The organism is Rhizobium sp. WSM1328, assembly GCF_057653715.1.
In genome coordinates this window covers 4,248,612-4,265,958 of the sequence record NZ_CM172788.1, presented here as the reverse complement: position 1 = coordinate 4,265,958, position 17,347 = coordinate 4,248,612, and the positions used below count along the sequence as shown (strand labels likewise).

At 61.6% G+C, this 17,347-nt stretch carries 10 protein-coding genes; all 10 read left to right on the top strand.

All coding sequences use genetic code 11. The features are described 5' to 3' along the window. The first annotated feature begins 29 nt into the window (after positions 1–29). Positions 30–1,055, top strand: coding sequence for an ABC transporter permease (locus tag AC2444_RS21145; protein WP_012759467.1), 1,026 nt, complete (start codon positions 30–32; stop codon positions 1,053–1,055). Between the two features lie 146 nt (positions 1,056–1,201). Next, entirely contained in the window at positions 1,202–2,260 is a 1,059-nt protein-coding gene (locus AC2444_RS21140; protein WP_012759466.1) for a dipeptidase, read from the top strand. 37 nt (positions 2,261–2,297) lie between these two features. After that, on the top strand, positions 2,298–3,941 hold the full coding sequence (locus tag AC2444_RS21135; RefSeq protein ID WP_012759465.1) for an ABC transporter substrate-binding protein: 1,644 nt from the start codon (positions 2,298–2,300) through the stop codon (positions 3,939–3,941). Between the two features lie 18 nt (positions 3,942–3,959). Next, positions 3,960–5,027, top strand: a complete 1,068-nt coding sequence (locus tag AC2444_RS21130) for an ABC transporter permease (RefSeq protein ID WP_012759464.1) — start codon at positions 3,960–3,962, stop codon at positions 5,025–5,027. Beyond that, entirely contained in the window at positions 5,024–5,959 is a 936-nt protein-coding gene (locus AC2444_RS21125) for an ABC transporter permease (RefSeq protein WP_012759463.1), read from the top strand. The genes AC2444_RS21130 and AC2444_RS21125 overlap by 4 nt, the downstream gene beginning before the upstream one ends. Continuing rightward, a complete protein-coding gene (locus AC2444_RS21120) occupies positions 5,956–6,789 on the top strand; it encodes an ABC transporter ATP-binding protein (RefSeq protein ID WP_012759462.1) in 834 nt (277 codons plus the stop codon). Before AC2444_RS21125 ends, AC2444_RS21120 begins: the two co-directional genes overlap by 4 nt. Beyond that, a complete protein-coding gene (locus AC2444_RS21115; protein ID WP_012759461.1) occupies positions 6,786–7,535 on the top strand; it encodes an ABC transporter ATP-binding protein in 750 nt (249 codons plus the stop codon). The genes AC2444_RS21120 and AC2444_RS21115 overlap by 4 nt, the downstream gene beginning before the upstream one ends. A 163-nt stretch (positions 7,536–7,698) precedes the next feature. Continuing rightward, the gene (locus AC2444_RS21110; protein ID WP_012759460.1) at positions 7,699–7,887 is read left to right on the top strand and encodes a hypothetical protein; all 189 of its coding nucleotides are present in this window, start codon (positions 7,699–7,701) and stop codon (positions 7,885–7,887) included. Positions 7,888–8,014: 127 nt separating this feature from the next. Continuing rightward, positions 8,015–8,179, top strand: a complete 165-nt coding sequence (locus AC2444_RS21105; RefSeq protein ID WP_003543858.1) for a hypothetical protein — start codon at positions 8,015–8,017, stop codon at positions 8,177–8,179. A 574-nt stretch (positions 8,180–8,753) separates the two neighbouring features. Continuing rightward, positions 8,754–17,273, top strand: a complete 8,520-nt coding sequence (locus AC2444_RS21100) for a glycoside hydrolase family 94 protein (RefSeq protein ID WP_012759459.1) — start codon at positions 8,754–8,756, stop codon at positions 17,271–17,273. Positions 17,274–17,347: the final 74 nt, after the last annotated feature.

Genomic DNA, 17,347 nt, shown 5'->3' with positions numbered 1-17,347 from the left:
TGACGGCGATTGCCCAAGGGAGGTTTGACATGACTACCAAGGCAGCAGAGGGCGCGGCTCCGCTCGCAACCCGGCAAAGGCGGCGGCGCATACCGACGGAGCTCAGCATTTTCCTCGTGCTCGTCGGCATCGCGCTCATCTACGAAGTGCTCGGCTGGATGTTCATCGGCCAAAGCTTCCTGATGAATTCGCAGCGTCTGACGATCATGATCCTGCAGGTCTCCGTCATCGGCATCATCGCCGTCGGCGTCACGCAGGTCATCATCACCGGCGGCATCGACCTTTCATCAGGGTCGGTCGTCGGCATGACGGCGATGATCGCAACAAGCTTTGCTCAGTCCTCCACCTGGGGACGAGCCGTTTTTCCCTCGCTGACCGACCTGCCGGCTTTCGTGCCGATCGTCGTTGGTCTGCTGATCGGGGCGGCGGCCGGTCTCGCGAACGGCGCGCTCATCGCCTACACGAAGATCCCGCCGTTCATTGCCACGCTTGGCATGTTCGTTTCGGCCAGGGGCGTGGCGAAGTGGTATACGAAGGGGCAGCCGGTTTCCGGGATCACCGAGCAGTTTCATTTCATCGGAACGAAAGCCTGGCCGGTTGTCGTCTTCCTGGTGGTTGCGCTGATCTTTCATATTGCGCTGCGCTACACCCGTTATGGAAAGTTCACCTATGCCATCGGCGCGAACCCGCAGGCCGCACGCGTTTCCGGCATCAACATCGAGGCGCATCTCGTCAAGGTCTATGTGATTGCTGGATTGCTCGCCGGCCTTGCCGGTATCGTCACGGCGGCACGTGCTGAAACCGCACAGGCCAGCATGGGCGTCGGATATGAACTCGACGCGATCGCCGCGACCGTCATCGGCGGCACCTCGCTCACCGGCGGTGTCGGGCGCATCACCGGCACCGTCATCGGCACGATCATTCTCGGCGTCATGACCTCGGGCTTCACGTTCCTCAGGATCGACGCCTATTACCAGGAGATCGTCAAGGGCCTCATTATCATCGCGGCTGTCGTCATCGACGTCTACAGACAGAAGAAACGCCGCAAGCACTGATTTCTGGCATGCAATGATTTTTTACGGGAGCTTCGGCTCCCGTTTCATTTCAGCATCGACGGATTTCTGAAAAAAGAGGTGGCGAATTCCGTCAGCTTTTCTATTCTGCCGCTTCATTCGCCCGCCCGGGCAGCGCAGGAAGACAGATGCAATTCGTATTTGACGGTCACAACGACGTTCTCCTTCGACTCTGGACACATTCAAAAGACGGCAGCGACCCGATCGCGGAATTCGCAGACGGCACGACGGTCGGCCATATCGATGCGCATCGGGCTAGAGAGGGCGGTCTTTCAGGCGGCCTCTGTGCCATCTATATTCCCTCGGGCGATCTCGTCTTCGCCGATCCGGATGCCCACGGCCGCTATATGACGCCGATGGCGGCCCCTCTCGATCCGCTGCCTTCGCTTGCCATCGCCAATGAAATGGCGGCGATTGCGCTGCGGCTCGACCAGGCCGGCGCCTGGCGGCTCTGCCGGACGGTGAAGGATATCCGCGGCGCCATGGCGGACGACATTTTCGCCGCCGTCATGCATATGGAAGGCTGCGAGGCGATCGGCGCCGATCTCTCGGCGCTCGAGGTGTTCTACGCGGCAGGGCTGCGGTCGCTCGGGCCGGTCTGGAGCCGGCACAATGTCTTCGGTCACGGCGTGCCCTTCGCCTTCCCGATGTCGCCGGACACGGCGCCGGGCCTTACCGATGCCGGCTTCGCGCTGGTCAGGGAATGCAATCGCCTCGGCATCCTGATCGACCTTGCCCATATCACCGAGAAGGGTTTCTGGGACGTGGCGAAGAAGACGGACCAGCCGCTGGTCGCCAGCCATTCCAATGCCCACGCCCTGACGCCGGTCGCGCGCAACCTGACGGACAGGCAGCTCGATGCGATCCGCGAAAGCCGCGGGCTCGTCGGCATCAACTATGCCACCGCCATGTTGCGTGCCGACGGCCGCTCAGACAGCGACACGCCGCTTGCCGACATGATCCGCCATATCGACTATCTTGTGAATCGCATCGGCATCGACTGCGTGGCGCTCGGATCGGACTTCGACGGGGCCACCATTCCGGAGGAAATCGGTGATGCAGCCGGTAATCAGAAGCTGATTGCCGCTCTCAGAGAGGTTGGCTATGCTGACGCCGACCTGGCAAAACTTGCCCGTGAAAACTGGCTTCGCATTCTGGCCCAGGCTTGGCGGGAGGACCACGCCTAAGCCTTTCGTATTCAATCAAAAAACAGGGGAACAGACCATGATGATGACCAAACTCAGCCGCAATTTTCGCCTGCTTTCCGCGGGAGCCGCTCTTTCGCTCCTGATGATGGCGGCACCCTCGGCCTTTGCCGAGACACCGAAGGATACGCTGGTCGAAGGTTTCGCCATCGACGATATCATCACGATGGATCCGGGTGAGGCTTTCGAGCTTTCGACCGCCGAAATCACCACCAACAGCTACAGCCTGCTCGTCCGTCTCGACATGGACGACACGTCCAAGGTGAAGGGCGATCTGGCCGAGAGCTGGAGCGTTTCCGATGACGGCCTTACCTATACGTTCAAGCTGAAGTCAGGCCTGAAATTCGCCTCCGGCAACCCGATCACCGCCGAAGACGTCGCCTGGTCGTTCGAGCGTGCCGTCAAGCTCGACAAGAGCCCAGCCTTCATCCTCACCCAGTTCGGTCTGACCGGCGATAACGTCGCGGAAAAAGCCAAGGCGGCCGATGCCGGCACTTTCGTCTTCACGGTCGACAAGGCCTATGCGCCGAGCTTCGTGCTCAACTGCCTGACGGCAACCGTCGCTTCCGTCGTCGACAAGAAGCTGGTGCTGGAGCATGTGAAGGCGGTGGCGCCCGATGCCGACCACAAATACGACAACGACTTCGGCAATGAATGGCTGAAGACCGGCTATGCCGGCTCCGGCGCCTATAAGATGCGCGAATGGCGCGCCAACGAAGTCGTCGTGCTGGAGCGCAATGACAATTATTATGGTGACAAGGCAAAGCTCAACCGCGTCATCTACCGCTATATGAAGGAAAGCGCTGCCCAGCGGCTGGCGCTCGAAGCCGGCGACATCGATATCGCCCGCAACCTCGAGCCGGGCGACATCGACGCGGTTTCGAAGAATGCGGATCTGGCGACAACCAGTGCGCCGAAGGGCACGATCTATTATGTCAGCCTGAACAACAAGAACGAGAACCTGAAGAAGCCGGAAGTCCAGGAAGCCTTCAAATATCTGGTCGATTACGATGCGATCAGCGCAACGCTGATCAAGGGTATCGGCGAGATCCATCAGACCTTCCTGCCAAAGGGTCAGCTCGGCGCACTCGATGAGAATCCCTACAAGCTCGATGTCGCCAAGGCCAAGGAACTGCTGGCCAAGGCCGGCGTACCCGACGGTTTCTCGATCACCATGGACGTACGCAACAGCCAGCCGGTGACCGGTATCGCCGAATCGATGCAGCAGACGCTGGCGCAGGCCGGGGTGAAGATGGAAATCATCCCCGGCGACGGCAAGCAGACGCTGACCAAGTACCGCGCGCGTACGCACGACATGTATATCGGCCAGTGGGGTTCGGACTATTTCGACCCGAATTCCAATGCCGACACCTTTACCGGCAATCCTGACAATTCCGATGCCGGCACGGTGAAGACGCTCGCATGGCGCAACACCTGGGAAGCGCCGGAACTCGACAAGCAAGCCAAGGCAGCCCTTCTGGAACGCGACGCTGCCAAGCGCGCCGCCATATATCAGGACATCCAGAAGAAGTATCTGGCAAACAGCCCCTTCGTCTTCATCTTCCAGCAGACCGAGGTGGCCGGCTACCGCAAGAGTGTGAAGGACTTCAAGCTGGGTCCGAGCTTCGACACCAATTTCGTCGGTCCGATCGCCAAGGAATAGTCCGGCAGGATTGGTCGCTTGAGCACCGTCGAAACAACGCAGGAGGCGCGGCCCCGAAAGGGCCGTGCTAGGGCCTTTGCAAAGGCGTTAGGGCGGTTTCTGTTTGCCGCCGTCACCACCTATCTCGGCCTGCTGGCCGTCACCTTCTTCATCGGCCGCGTCGTGCCGATCGATCCCGTGCTCGCCATTCTCGGCGACCGCGCGCCCAACCACGTCGTCGAGCGGGTACGACAGGAGATGGGCTTCAACCTGCCGCTCTATCAGCAATTTTTCCTTTATATCAAAGGCATCCTGTCCGGCGATTTCGGCAATTCGGTGCTGACGACCAATCCTGTCATGGTCGATATCCGCCGTGTCCTGCCGGCGACAATCGAGCTCGCAACGCTCGGAACGCTCATCGGCGCCCTCGTCGGCGTACCGCTCGGCGTTCTCGCCGCAGTGCGCCGCGGCAGCATTGCCGACCAGGTGGTGCGCGTCGTCGGCCTCGTCGGCTACTCGGTGCCGATCTTCTGGCTGGCGCTGATCTCGCTCGTCATCTTCTATGCGCGGCTGCGCTGGGTGGCCTTTCCCGGCCGCATCGACATCGTCTTCGAATATACGTTCACGCCGATCACCGGCCTCTACCTGCTCGACAGCGCCTGGCAAGGGCAATGGGACGTCTTCTATGATGTCTTCCGCCACATCATCCTGCCTGCCTCGCTGCTCGGCTATTTCTCGCTCGCCTATATCAGCCGCATGACGCGCAGTTTCATGCTGAACGAGCTTTCCCAGGAATATATCGTTGCCGCGCGCGCCAAGGGGCTTTCGGAAACGCGGGTGATCTGGGGGCATGCGCTGCGTAATGCCGCCGTGCCGCTCGTCACCGTGATTGCGCTTTCCTATGCCGGCCTGCTTGAAGGATCGGTGCTGACCGAGACCGTCTTTTCCTGGCCGGGCATCGGGCTCTACATCACCAATTCGCTGCAGAACGCCGATATGAACGCCGTGCTCGGCGGCACGATCGTCATCGGTACGGTCTTCATCGGCATCAACCTTCTGTCCGATCTTCTCTACCGGACGCTCGATCCGAGGACGCGAAACCGATGACGGCCAATGCCAGCCCATCTCCTGCGATGAGCCGCCGCGAATGGCTGCTCTCCGACCGGCCGCAATCGCGCCTGCAGGCCCGCCTCGGCCGCACCTATGTCACCTGGCGGCAGTTTACGGCAAATAGGCTCGCCGTCGTCGGCCTGCTGATCATCGTGGCGCTGCTTTTCATCGCCGCCTTTGCCGATGTGCTCGCCACGCACAATCCCGTTGTCGGCGATCTGCGCAATGCTCGGCTGCTGCCGCCCGGCACGGGGGAATTCTGGCTCGGTTCGGATGACCAGGGCCGTGATATCTATTCGCGGCTGATCTACGGATCGCGATTGACGCTGCTCGTCGTCGTGCTCGTCGCCGTCATCTCGGCGCCGGTCGGGCTGATCGTCGGCACGGTCTCCGGTTATGCCGGAGGCTGGGTGGATGCGACGCTGATGCGCATCACCGATATTTTCCTCGCCTTTCCGAAGCTGGTGCTGGCGCTCGCCTTCGTCGCAGCCCTCGGTCCCGGCATCCAGAACGCGATCATCGCCATCGCCATCACCTCCTGGCCGCCCTATGCCCGCATCGCGCGCGCCGAGACGCTGACGGTTCGGCGTTCCGACTATATTTCGGCGGTGAGGCTGATGGGAGCCTCGCCGCTTCGCATTATTGTGCGTCATGTCATGCCGCTCTGCATTTCCTCGCTGATCGTGCGGGTGACGCTTGACATGGCGGGCATCATCCTGACGGCAGCCGGTCTCGGTTTCCTCGGTCTGGGGGCGCAGCCGCCGCTGCCGGAATGGGGTGCGATGATCGCCTCGGGACGGCGCTTCATCCTCGATCAATGGTGGGTCGCAGCGATGCCCGGCATCGCCATCCTCATCGTCAGCCTCGGTTTCAATCTCCTCGGCGACGGCTTGCGCGACGCGCTCGATCCAAAGGAGAGCGGCCAATGACGACGCTTCTGACGGTCGATAACCTCAAAGTCAGCTACCCCACGCGCACCGGCGTGATCGAGGCCGTGCGCGGCGTCTCCTTCACGCTCGGCAAGGAAAGGCTCGGAATCGTCGGCGAATCCGGTTCCGGCAAGTCTCAAACCGGACGGGCAATCATGGGCCTGACGCCGAAACACGGTATCGTTACGGCCGACAGGCTTAATTTCAACGGCATCGATCTCATCAATGCGTCTGCCGGCGAAAGGCGCAGGCTGCGCGGCAAGCGTATCGCCATGATCCTGCAGGATCCGAAATATTCGCTCGATCCCGTCATGTCGATCGGACGGCAGATCTGCGAAACGCTGCGCACGCATGAGAAGGTCGGCAAGGCGGAGGCGCGCGAGCGCGCGCTCGCCATGCTGGAAGCGGTGCAGATCCGCGATCCGAAACGTGTCTTCGACCTGCATCCGCACGAGGTCTCGGGCGGCATGGGGCAGCGGGCGATGATCGCCATGATGCTGATTGCCGGGCCTGAACTGCTGATTGCCGACGAGCCGACCTCGGCGCTTGACGTGACGGTGCAACTCGACGTGCTGCGGATCATGGACAGGCTGGTGTCCGAGCGCGGCATGGGGCTGATTTTCGTCTCCCATGATCTGAGGCTGGTCTCGTCCTTCTGCGACCGCGTCATCGTCATGTATGCCGGCAAGGTCGTCGAGGAGCTGGCGGCGGCCGATCTCAAACATGCGCAGCATCCCTATACGCAGGGGCTCCTGAACTGCATGCCCGAGATCGGTGCAAACCGCCATCCGCTGCCGGTGCTCGACCGCAAGCCGGAGTGGGCGGCATGAGCGCAGCTCTCGATATCGACGATCTCAGCGTCGTCTACGACCATTTTCATGCGCTGAAGGATGTCAGTATCGCCATCGAAAGCGGCGAATCCTTTGGTCTTGTCGGCGAGTCCGGCTCGGGAAAATCGACCTTGCTGCGAGCCGTTGCCGGACTTGCACCGATCAGCGGCGGGGCGATCAACATCGATGGTGAGCCGCTGAAAGGTTCGAAGCGCAGCAAGGCCTTCTACCGGCGCGTGCAAATGGTCTTTCAGGATCCTTACGGGTCGCTACATCCGCGCCAGACGATCGATCGGCTTCTGCTCGAACCGCTTGCAATCCACGGCATCGCCGACAGCGAGAAGCGCATCGCCCGAGCGCTCGACGAGGTCGGCCTCGGCAATGGTTTCCGTTTCCGCTACCCGCACCAGCTCTCCGGCGGCCAGCGCCAACGCGTGGCGATCGCCCGGGCGCTGATCGTGGAACCGTCGATCCTGCTGCTCGACGAGCCGACATCGGCGCTCGACGCCTCGGTGCAGGCCGAGGTGCTGAACCTGCTGGAAGAGATCCGACGCGACCGCAAGCTTACCTTTGTTATGGTGAGCCATGATCTCGGTGTCGTCACCCATATGTGTGAAAGGCTCGCCGTGATGCGCAACGGCGCCGTCGTCGAGCGGCTGAGCTCACAGGCACTGGCAGAAGGCGCGGTTCACGAGGACTATACGAGAAATTTGATGATCGCGAGCAAGGGTTTCGTCAAAGCGTGAAAGCCAATCTTTTCAAACCTTTGAAAAGAAAAGACCGGCGGCGGTGTTAAGGATAATGGTTTCCTAAAAGACGACCATTCAACTAGACTATTGACAGCTGCCTTGCTTCTGTCATGATCCTGTTAACGTTTGTTAGCTTTCGTGATCGATGGAGGTTGATTGCATGTTCTTTCTCGGTGGGATGACCATGGGTTACCTCGATCCTCCTGTTAAAGCCGATTGCCGGGAACAGATTTCGGCATCCATTCCTGCGGAAAAGGACCGTCGGCTGATCGAGACTTCCTCCAACCCGCCCCAGACCGAGAACGCTGTCGAGCGCTCGTTGATCTGGGCATGGCGCACGCTCTGCTAAAAGGTCTGGTTGAATTTTCTCTTTCGTTCGCCCTGGACGGAAATTTATCTCTACCTACTTGATAGACAAAATACGAATATAAGCGCGAGCCGCACAACCGGCCGAACGAGAACAACGGAGGCGACATATGGCAGATTTGGGTATTTCGCATGCTCACGTGAACCAATATGGTTCCGTACCGACCAAGAAGCCGCTCACCACGCGCCACAGGCTTCAGACGATGCTCCATGGCGCGATCTTCACCGCAGCATTCCTGTTCGTCGTAGCCATGGTTTGCGGCGTCGTCGGGTAATCCGGCGGATGACTAGCGTCGGCAGGTGCCGGCGCTGCGGCGGTTTCCGCCTTTATTGAATTCCGGAACATTAATTTGTCTCGGTTTTCCGAGACTCTTCATCATCATTCTTCTGTACTTTTTCACGCCATCCAAAGCGCGCCACGGCGAACTTGCTCATGCGTGGCGCGCAAGCCGGCCCAATTCGCCGGCAGGCGCATGATCCGGCGATTCTTCTTTCCTTTTTCTGAAATCGAAGCCGTTGATCGCCGGGACCAGGTGCCGGCACTTTCGTCATTCCGACCGCCCACGCTAGCCCGCCGGGCGAGTGGCGAACGCCTCTTGACTTGAATTATCCCGATAGTGTCCAAATTTCCGACATAGCTTTCGCGGAGAGGGTATCGATGGTCTCGATCCCCTCGGGCCACGTCCTGAACCAGGGCTTGGCCCGTTTGCATCGCTTGGCCCGAGTGTCGTTCACCCCGGCTTCATCGATCTTTGAAGAATAGGGCTCCGTTCATGTAGCAGTCATGATAAGCAGTGCAAAAGGCTGAGCAAAACAGCCATAACTTCGTTTGGATCCAGAACCGAACCCATGTCTATTTCTCATCTTTCTCCGAGCCTTCCGCGCGAACCCGATATGAAGCAGATCGATCACAATGGTTCGATCCGTTCGACCTATCTGTCGATCGAAGACATCAAGGCGATGGGCGATGCGGTCGCCCGCAACGGCGTCGACCAGCTGCCGGCTTTCGCCCCCTTCGATTTCTTCGCGCGCCATAAGGAAAACGAGAAGGAAATCCTGCGCGTCTACCGGACAACGGCGACCGACGTCGAGGCCGGCGAGACGATCACGCCGGCGGCAGAATGGCTGCTGGACAATCACTATATCGTCGAAGAGGCGATCCAGGAGGTGCGGCGCGACTTCCCCCGCCGCTTCTACCGCGAATTGCCGACCATGGTCGTCGGCGGCGTCGAGGTACCGCGCACCCTCGTGCTTGCCTGGCTCTATGTCGCTCATACCCACAGCACGATCTCGCAGGAAAGTCTGACGGCGCTGGTCGACGGCTTCCAGGCTAGCGAGACGCTCAGGATCGGCGAACTCTGGGCGTTGCCCTCTCTGGTGCGCTACGTGCTCGTGGAAAACCTTCGCCGCATTTCGAGCCGTGTCGAAGCCAGCCGCCGGCTGCGCCGCCGCGCCAACGAGGCGGCCGACGAATTGGTGCGCCTGACCGACCCGGCCGGGGCGGCCGCCTATCTGAAGACGCTGGAACCGCTTGCCGAGGACAATACCTTCTCGACGCAGTTCCTCTATCGCCTGCGCGACGGCTCGCAGACGTCGAGCCTGGCGATCACCTGGCTCGACGAGCGGCTGGAAGAGCTCGGCCGCAACACCGAAGAGGCGACGACGGCCGAACACAGCCGGCTCTCGTCCGGCAATGTGACGATGGGCAACATCATCCGCAGCCTTCGCGAGATCGATGATGCCGAATGGTCGGTCTGGGTCGAGCAGGTCAGCCATGTCGACAAGCTGCTCTGGGAGCATTCGGATTACGGCATCCTCGATTCCGGCTCGCGCAACAAATATCGCAAGCAGATCGAGAAGCTGGCCAAGCGCTCGCCGCTGTCGGAAATGGAAATCGCCCAGCTGGCGCTCGACATGACCGATGCCGCCAAAGCCTCCGACGAGCCGCAGCCGCATGAACCGAATGTCGGCGGCTTCCTGTCAGGCGCGCAGCGGCCGAAGCTCGAGGCGCGGGCGAACTATCGTCCGACGGTCACCCAGCATTTCGTGCGCGCCGTTCGCCGGTTCAACTGGCTGGCGATTGCCGTGCCCGTCATGCTGCTGACGGTCATCGCCATGGCAATCGTCGGCAAGTTCATGGCGAATGCCGGCATGGGGGCGGTCGAAATCGCCCTGCTGCTGATCATGTTCTCAGTGCCGGCGTCGGAGGGGGCGACGGGTCTCTTCAACACCTTGCTTTCCTTCTTCGTGACACCGGCGCGCCTCGTCGGCTACGAGTTCAAGGACGGCATTCCAGAAGATGCGCGCACGCTGCTCGTCGTGCCCTGCCTGATCTCGAACCGCGACAGCGTCGACGACCACGTGCGCAATCTCGAGGTCCATTATCTCGCCAATCCGCGCGGCGAGATTTATTTCGCGATGCTCAGCGACTGGCCGGACAGCGAGGTCGAAGAAACGCCTGCCGATCTCGAGGTTCTCGATTATGCCAGGCGCGAGATCGCCAATCTCTCCGCCCGTTATGCCTATGACGGCAAGACGCGTTTCTATCTGCTGCATCGCCGCCGCCTCTATAATCCCTCGGAAGGCGTCTGGATGGGCTGGGAGCGCAAGCGCGGCAAGCTGCACGAGCTGAACATGCTTCTGCGCGGCGACCGCGACACGACCTACCTGCCGGGCGCCAATACCGTGCCAGCCAATGTACAATATGTCATGACGCTCGATGCCGATACGCGCCTGATGCGCGATGCCGTCACCAAGCTCGTCGGCAAGCTCTATCATCCGATCAACCGTCCGGTGATTAATCCGAAAACCGGCCGTGTCGAAAGCGGCTACGGCGTGCTGCAGCCGCGCGTCACCCCGTCGCTGACGACGGGCAAGGACGCGTCGGTCTTCCAGCGCGTCTTTTCGATCAACCGCGGCCTCGATCCTTACGTTTTCACCGTATCCGACGTCTATCAGGATCTCGCCGGCGAAGGCACCTTCACCGGCAAGGGCCTTTACCATGTCGATGCCTTCGAAGCGTCGCTGAAGGGCCGGATTGACGAGAACTCCGTGCTCAGCCACGATCTTCTCGAAGGCTCGATGGCGCGTTGCGCGCTCGTTACCGATCTCGAACTGGTGGAGGATTTCCCGATCCGCTACGAGGTGGAAACCTCGCGCCAGCATCGCTGGGCGCGCGGCGACTGGCAGCTTCTCCCCTACATGTTCAATCCAAAATATGGCGTCACGGCACTCGGCCGCTGGAAGATGTTCGACAATCTGCGCCGCTCGCTGACGCCGATCGCCTGGTTCTTCGCCTCCGTGCTCGGCTGGTATTTCATGGGTCCGCTCGGCGCGCTCATCTGGCAGATTCTGCTGATCTTCTGCCTCTTCGTCGCGCCGACGCTATCGCTCATCAACGGCATCATCCCGCGCACCAGCGATATCATCGCCCGCGCCCATCTCTATACGGTCTGGGCCGATATCACGGCTGCCAATGCGCAGGTTGCGCTGCGCATCGTCTTCATCGCCGATTCGGCTTGCATGATGGCGGATGCGATCGGCCGGTCGCTCTACCGCCTGTTCGTCAGCCGCAAGCTGATGCTGCAGTGGCGGACCGCCGCCAGCGTTCAGGCCGGCGGCCAGGGCACGCTGATTTCCTATTACAAGGCGATGTGGCATGCACCGGCGCTGGCGCTGCTGGCGCTCGGTTTTGCCGCTCTTCCCGGCGACAACGCCTTCCTCGTCGGCATTCCCTTCGCGCTGCTGTGGATCCTGTCGCCTGTTGTCGCCTGGTATGTCAGCCAGTCGGCGGAGACCGAGGACCGGCTCGAGGTCGCCGATTCCGTGTCGAGCGAACTGCGCAAGATCGCCCGGCGCACTTGGCGTTATTTCGAAACTTTCACGACCGCCGAGCAGAACTATCTGCCGCCTGACAATATCCAGGAAACGCCGCATGTGATCGTCGCGGCGCGCACCTCGCCGACCAATATCGGCGTCTATCTGCTTTCCGTCGTTTCCGGCCGGCATTTCGGCTGGTTCTCCTTCGAGGAGACGCTCGAGCGGCTGGAGCAGACGATCGCGACGATCGACAAAATGGAGAAATTCCGCGGTCACCTGTTCAACTGGTACCACACCGATACGCTGCAGACGCTTGGGCCCCGCTACGTCTCTGCCGTCGACAGCGGCAATCTCGCCGGCCATCTGATCGCCATTTCGTCGGCCTGCCGCAACTGGGCCGAGGCGCCGTCCGCTCATATGCAGGGCAATCTCGACGGCGTCGGCGACACGGCCGGCATTCTCCGCGAAGTGCTGGCGGACCTGCCCGATGACCGCAAGACCGTGCGCCCGCTGCGCCGGCGCCTGGAGGAGCGCATCGTCGGCTTCCAGAACGCGCTTGCCGCCGTCAAGCGCGAGCACGAATTTGCCTCGATCCGCATCATCAACCTCGCGGTTCTCGCGCGCGATATCGAGAAGCTCGCCGCCAATCTCGACCATGAGGTCAAGTCGAAGCAGAGCGAAGAGGTCACCCAATGGGCGGCATCGCTGGTGAAGGTCTGCGAGGCGCATATTTCCGACAGCACCTTCGACCTTTCCAAAGTCGATGCACTGAGGCCGCGTCTGGTGGCGCTGCGCGACAAGGCGCGCGACCTCGCCTTCTCGATGGATTTCGGCTTCCTGTTCCGGCCGGAGCGGCGTCTGCTGTCGATCGGCTATCGCGTCGAAAGCGGTGAACTCGATCAGGCCTGCTATGACCTTCTCGCCTCGGAATGCCGCCTGACCAGCCTCTTCGGCATCGCCAAGGGCGACCTGCCGACGGAACACTGGTACCGCCTCGGCCGCCAGGTCGTGCCCGTCGGCTCGCGCGGTGCGCTGGTGTCCTGGTCCGGCTCGATGTTCGAATATCTGATGCCGCCGCTCGTCATGCAGGAGCGCGGCGGGGGTATTCTCAACCAGACCAACAATCTGGTCGTCGTCGAGCAGATGAATTACGCCCGCAAGCTCGGTATTCCCTGGGGCATTTCGGAAGCTGCCTTCAATGCCCGCGACCATAACCTCAATTATCAGTACACGAATTTCGGCGTGCCGACGCTCGGCCTGAAGCGCGGTCTCGGCCACAATGCCGTTATCGCGCCCTATGCCTCGCTGCTTGCCAGCCAATACGATCCGCCGGCTGCGCTGGAAAACCTGCAGAGGCTGCGCAAGCTCGGCGCACTCGGCAAGTTCGGCTTCCACGACGCCGTCGACTTCACGCCGACGCGCGTGCCGGAAGGCAAGAAATGCGCGGTGGTCTACAATTATTATGCCCACCATCACGGCATGTCGATCGCGGCGGTTGCCAATGTCGCCTTCAACGGTCATCTGCGCGAACTCTTCCACGCCGATCCTGTCATCGAGGCGGCGGAACTGCTGCTGCAGGAAAAGGCGCCGCGCGACATTCCCGTCATGAGCGGCAAGCACGAATCCGATACGCCCGCCAGCATCCAGGACGATCTCCTGCGGCCGGAACTCAGGAAGATCAGCGATCCGGCTTCGCGCGACCGCGAACTCGTCTTCCTGTCGAACGGCCATTATTCGGTGATGCTGACGGCGACGGGCGCCGGTTATTCCCGCTGGAACAATCTTTCCGTTTCCCGTTGGAAGCCTGATCCGACTGAAGACCGCTGGGGCAGTTTCATCTTCCTGCGTGATACCGCCACCAACGAATGGTGGTCGGCGACATCAGAGCCGAAGGGCGTCGAAGGCGAAAAGACCATGGTCGAATTCGCCGACGAGAAGGCGCAGTTCACCAAGATTGTCGGCGACCTCACAAGCGAGGTGGAGTGCATCGTCGCCACCGAGCATGATGCCGAGGCCCGTCGTGTTACGCTGCTCAACATGGGCACGGAAGACCGTTTCATCGAGGTCACCTCCTATCTCGAGCCGGTGATCACCTCCGACGATACCGACAATGCGCATCCGGCATTTGCCCGCATGTTCGTCAAGACAGAGATCGGCAAGCGCGGCGACGTCATCCGTGCCGAACGCAACAAGCGCGATCCGAACGAGCCGAACATCAGCATCGCACATCTGATCGTCGACAATGCCGGCGACACCCGCCATACCGAATTCGAGACCGACCGGCGCAAGTTCATCGGCCGTGGCCGCAGTCTTGCCGATGCGGCCGCCTTCGACCCGGGCGCTACGCTTTCCGGCAGCGACGGCTTCATGCTCGATGCCGTGATGTCGCTGCGTCGCACCGTCCGCGTACCGGCCGGCAAGAAAGTCAGCGTGATCTTCTGGACGATTGCGGCGCCAAGCCGCGAGGAAGTCGACAAGGCGGTCAATCGCTACCGTCATCCCGACGCCTTCACCCACGAGCTCGTCCAGGCCTGGACACGCACGCAGGTGCAGATGCGCCATGTCGGCGTCACCTCCCAGCAGGCGGCGGCCTTCCAGCATCTTGGACGCTATCTCGTCTATCCTGATATGCAACTGCGCAAGGACGAGGCGACCGTCGAGGCCGGCCTGCAGTCGCAATCGGCGCTCTGGCCGCTGGCAATCTCCGGCGACTTCCCGATCTTCACGCTGCGCATTAACGACGACATGGATCTCGACATCGCCCGCGAGGCGCTGCTGGCGCAGGAATATCTGCGCTCGCGCGGCGTCACCGCCGATCTCGTCATCATGAACGAACGCGCTTCGTCCTATGCGCAGGACATGCAGCATGCGCTTGACGCCATGTGCGAAAACGTACGTCGCATGGGCCAGGCCGACGGGTTGCGCCAGCATATCTTTGCGGTTCGCAAGGACCTGATGGAGGAAGCCACTTATCATGCGCTGATCGCGGCTTCCCGCGTCACGCTGCACACCAAGAACGGCAAGGTGGTCGACCAGATCAACCGCGCCGTCGCGCTGTTTGCACCCTCGAAGGAGGAACTGCAGGAGATGGAACGGGCCGAGCGCAACAAGGCCCCCGTCAAGCGTATTGCGCCGGTGCCGCCACCTGTCGTGCCCGCCGTCGTCATCGAGGAGGAAGGCGATCTCGACTCCTGGAACGGCATCGGCGGCTTTGCCCGCGACGGACGCGAATATGTCGTTCGGCTGCCTGGAGGTCATGCGACGCCGCAGCCCTGGATCAATGTCATTTCCAACGACAGCTTCGGCTTCCACGTGTCGGCCGAGGGCTCGGGCTTCACCTGGAGCGTCAATTCGCGCGACTATCAGCTGACCTCCTGGTCGAACGATGCAGTGGTCAACCGTTCGGGCGAGGCGTTCTATCTCACCGATCTGGACAGCGGTGCTGTCATGACGCCGTTCGCAGCGCTTTCCCGCCGTCCGGACATCCGTTTCGAAGCCCGCCACGGGCTCGGCTATTCCGTCTTCTCCAGCGTTCAGCACGATATCGCGCTCGAGCTGACGCAGACGATCGACCGCGAAAAGCCGGTGAAACTGCAACGCCTGCGCCTGCGCAACACCGGTTCGACCAGTCGCAAGCTGCGTCTCTACGGCTATGTCGAATGGATCCTCGGCAGCAATCCGGGACGCACGGTGCCTTTCATCCTGTCGAGCCATGATGAGGAGACGGGGGCGCTATTTGCCACCAATCCCTACAGCATCGATTTTTCCAACCGTACTGCCTTCTTCGCGGCGAGCGAGACGCTTTCGAGTTTCTCGGCAAGCCGGCGCGAATTCATCGGCAAGGCGGGGACGATCCAGGCACCGCAGGCCGTCATTTCCGCCGCCGCCCTTTCCGGCGCGACCGAACTCGACGGTGATCCGGCCGCGGCGCTTGCTATCGACATCGAGCTCGGCGCCGGCGAGGAGCGCGACTTCACCTTCTTCCTCGGCGATACCCCGACGGAAGAAGAAGCGCGGACTGTTATCGCCGATATCCGCAAGGCTTCGTTCGACGAGACCGTCGAGGCAAACCGCGCCTTCTGGCGGGATTTCACCGGCAGGCTGCAGATATCGACTCCGGATCGCGGGATGAACAATCTCGTCAACACCTGGCTGCCGTATCAGAGCCTCGGCTGCCGCATCATGGCCCGCACCGCCTTCTACCAGGCAAGCGGCGCCTTCGGCTTCCGCGACCAGCTGCAGGACACGCTGGCCTTCGTGCTGCACGAACCCTCGCTTGCCCGCCGGCAGATCCTGAATGCCGCTTCGCGGCAATTCCGTGAAGGCGACGTACAGCATTGGTGGTTGCCGGGAACGGGTGCGGGCGTGCGCACGCTGATCTCCGACGACGTCGTCTGGCTCGCTTACGCGATCCATCACTATTGCAGCGTCACCGGCGACAAAAACGTCCTCGATGAGGAGATCGCCTTCCTGGAAGGGCCAGCACTGCTCGAAGGCCAGCACGACTCGTTCTACAAGCCGGAAATTTCCGAGGACAAGGCGAGCGTCTACGAACACGCGGCGCTGGCGCTTGATCTTGCCATCGCTCGCAAGGGGGCAAACGGCCTGCCGCTGTTCCTCGGCGGCGACTGGAACGACGGGATGAACCGCGTCGGCATCGGCGGGCGCGGCACCAGCGTCTGGCTCGGCTGGTTTCTGGCGGGCGCATTGCGCTCCTTCATTCCCTATGCCGAAGAGCGTGGCGACACGGCCCGCATGGAGCGCTGGGCGGCGCATCTTACTGAGCTCAAGAAGGCGCTCGAAACTGCGGCCTGGGACGGCGGCTATTATCGCCGCGGCACGTTCGACGACGGTGCACTGCTTGGCTCCAGGGAAAGCCCGGAATGCCGGATCGATTCGATCGCGCAGTCCTGGAGCGTGCTGTCGGGCGAGGGCGATCCGGACCGCGCCGTCACGGCGATGGAGGCTGTGCTCGACCAACTGGTCGACGAGGATGCCCGCATCATCCGGCTGTTCACGCCGCCTTTCGTCAATTCTGCCAGGGATCCTGGCTATATCAAGGCCTATCCGCCGGGTGTGCGTGAAAATGGCGGGCAATATACCCATGCGGCGACCTGGGTGGTGATGGCGCTGGCGGAGCTGAAGCGGGGCGACGATGCCTTCCGCTGCTTCCAGATCCTCAATCCGATCACCCATGCGCTCGACAAGGCTTCAGCGGAGCAATACCGCGTCGAACCCTATGTCGTGGCGGCCGACGTCTACGGAAACGAGCCTTATACGTCACGCGGCGGCTGGACCTGGTATACCGGGTCAGCCGGCTGGCTCTACCGCGCCGCCGTCGAGGGCATCCTCGGTATCCGGCTGAAGGATGGTCGGCTCTATGTGCGCCCGTCGCTCCCGTCGGAATGGGACGGTTTTGCGGCAGAGGTGGAGCAAGGCGGCGGGAAATACCGCATTTCGGTCTCAAAAGCGTCCAATGACAGCGGCTACACTCTGGCAATCAACGGCTGCGAAGTCACCGATCCCGAAGAGGGATATCCGCTCGGATAACAGCGTTCTCCACGCTGAAAAACACGGCGATTCGCGACGGCCAAAAGGGAACCCTTTTGGCCGTCGTCGCGTTT

Bases quoted from the DNA above. Each gene is read 5' to 3' on its own strand.
- AC2444_RS21145 (WP_012759467.1), top strand. From the start codon at position 30: ATGACTACCAAGGCAGCAGAGGGCGCGGCTCCGCTCGCAACCCGGCAA.
- AC2444_RS21140 (WP_012759466.1), top strand. From the start codon at position 1,202: ATGCAATTCGTATTTGACGGTCACAACGACGTTCTCCTTCGACTCTGG.
- AC2444_RS21135 (WP_012759465.1), top strand. From the start codon at position 2,298: ATGATGATGACCAAACTCAGCCGCAATTTTCGCCTGCTTTCCGCGGGA.
- AC2444_RS21125 (WP_012759463.1), top strand. From the start codon at position 5,024: ATGACGGCCAATGCCAGCCCATCTCCTGCGATGAGCCGCCGCGAATGG.
- AC2444_RS21120 (WP_012759462.1), top strand. From the start codon at position 5,956: ATGACGACGCTTCTGACGGTCGATAACCTCAAAGTCAGCTACCCCACG.
- AC2444_RS21115 (WP_012759461.1), top strand. From the start codon at position 6,786: ATGAGCGCAGCTCTCGATATCGACGATCTCAGCGTCGTCTACGACCAT.
- AC2444_RS21110 (WP_012759460.1), top strand. From the start codon at position 7,699: ATGTTCTTTCTCGGTGGGATGACCATGGGTTACCTCGATCCTCCTGTT.
- AC2444_RS21105 (WP_003543858.1), top strand. From the start codon at position 8,015: ATGGCAGATTTGGGTATTTCGCATGCTCACGTGAACCAATATGGTTCC.
- AC2444_RS21100 (WP_012759459.1), top strand. From the start codon at position 8,754: ATGTCTATTTCTCATCTTTCTCCGAGCCTTCCGCGCGAACCCGATATG.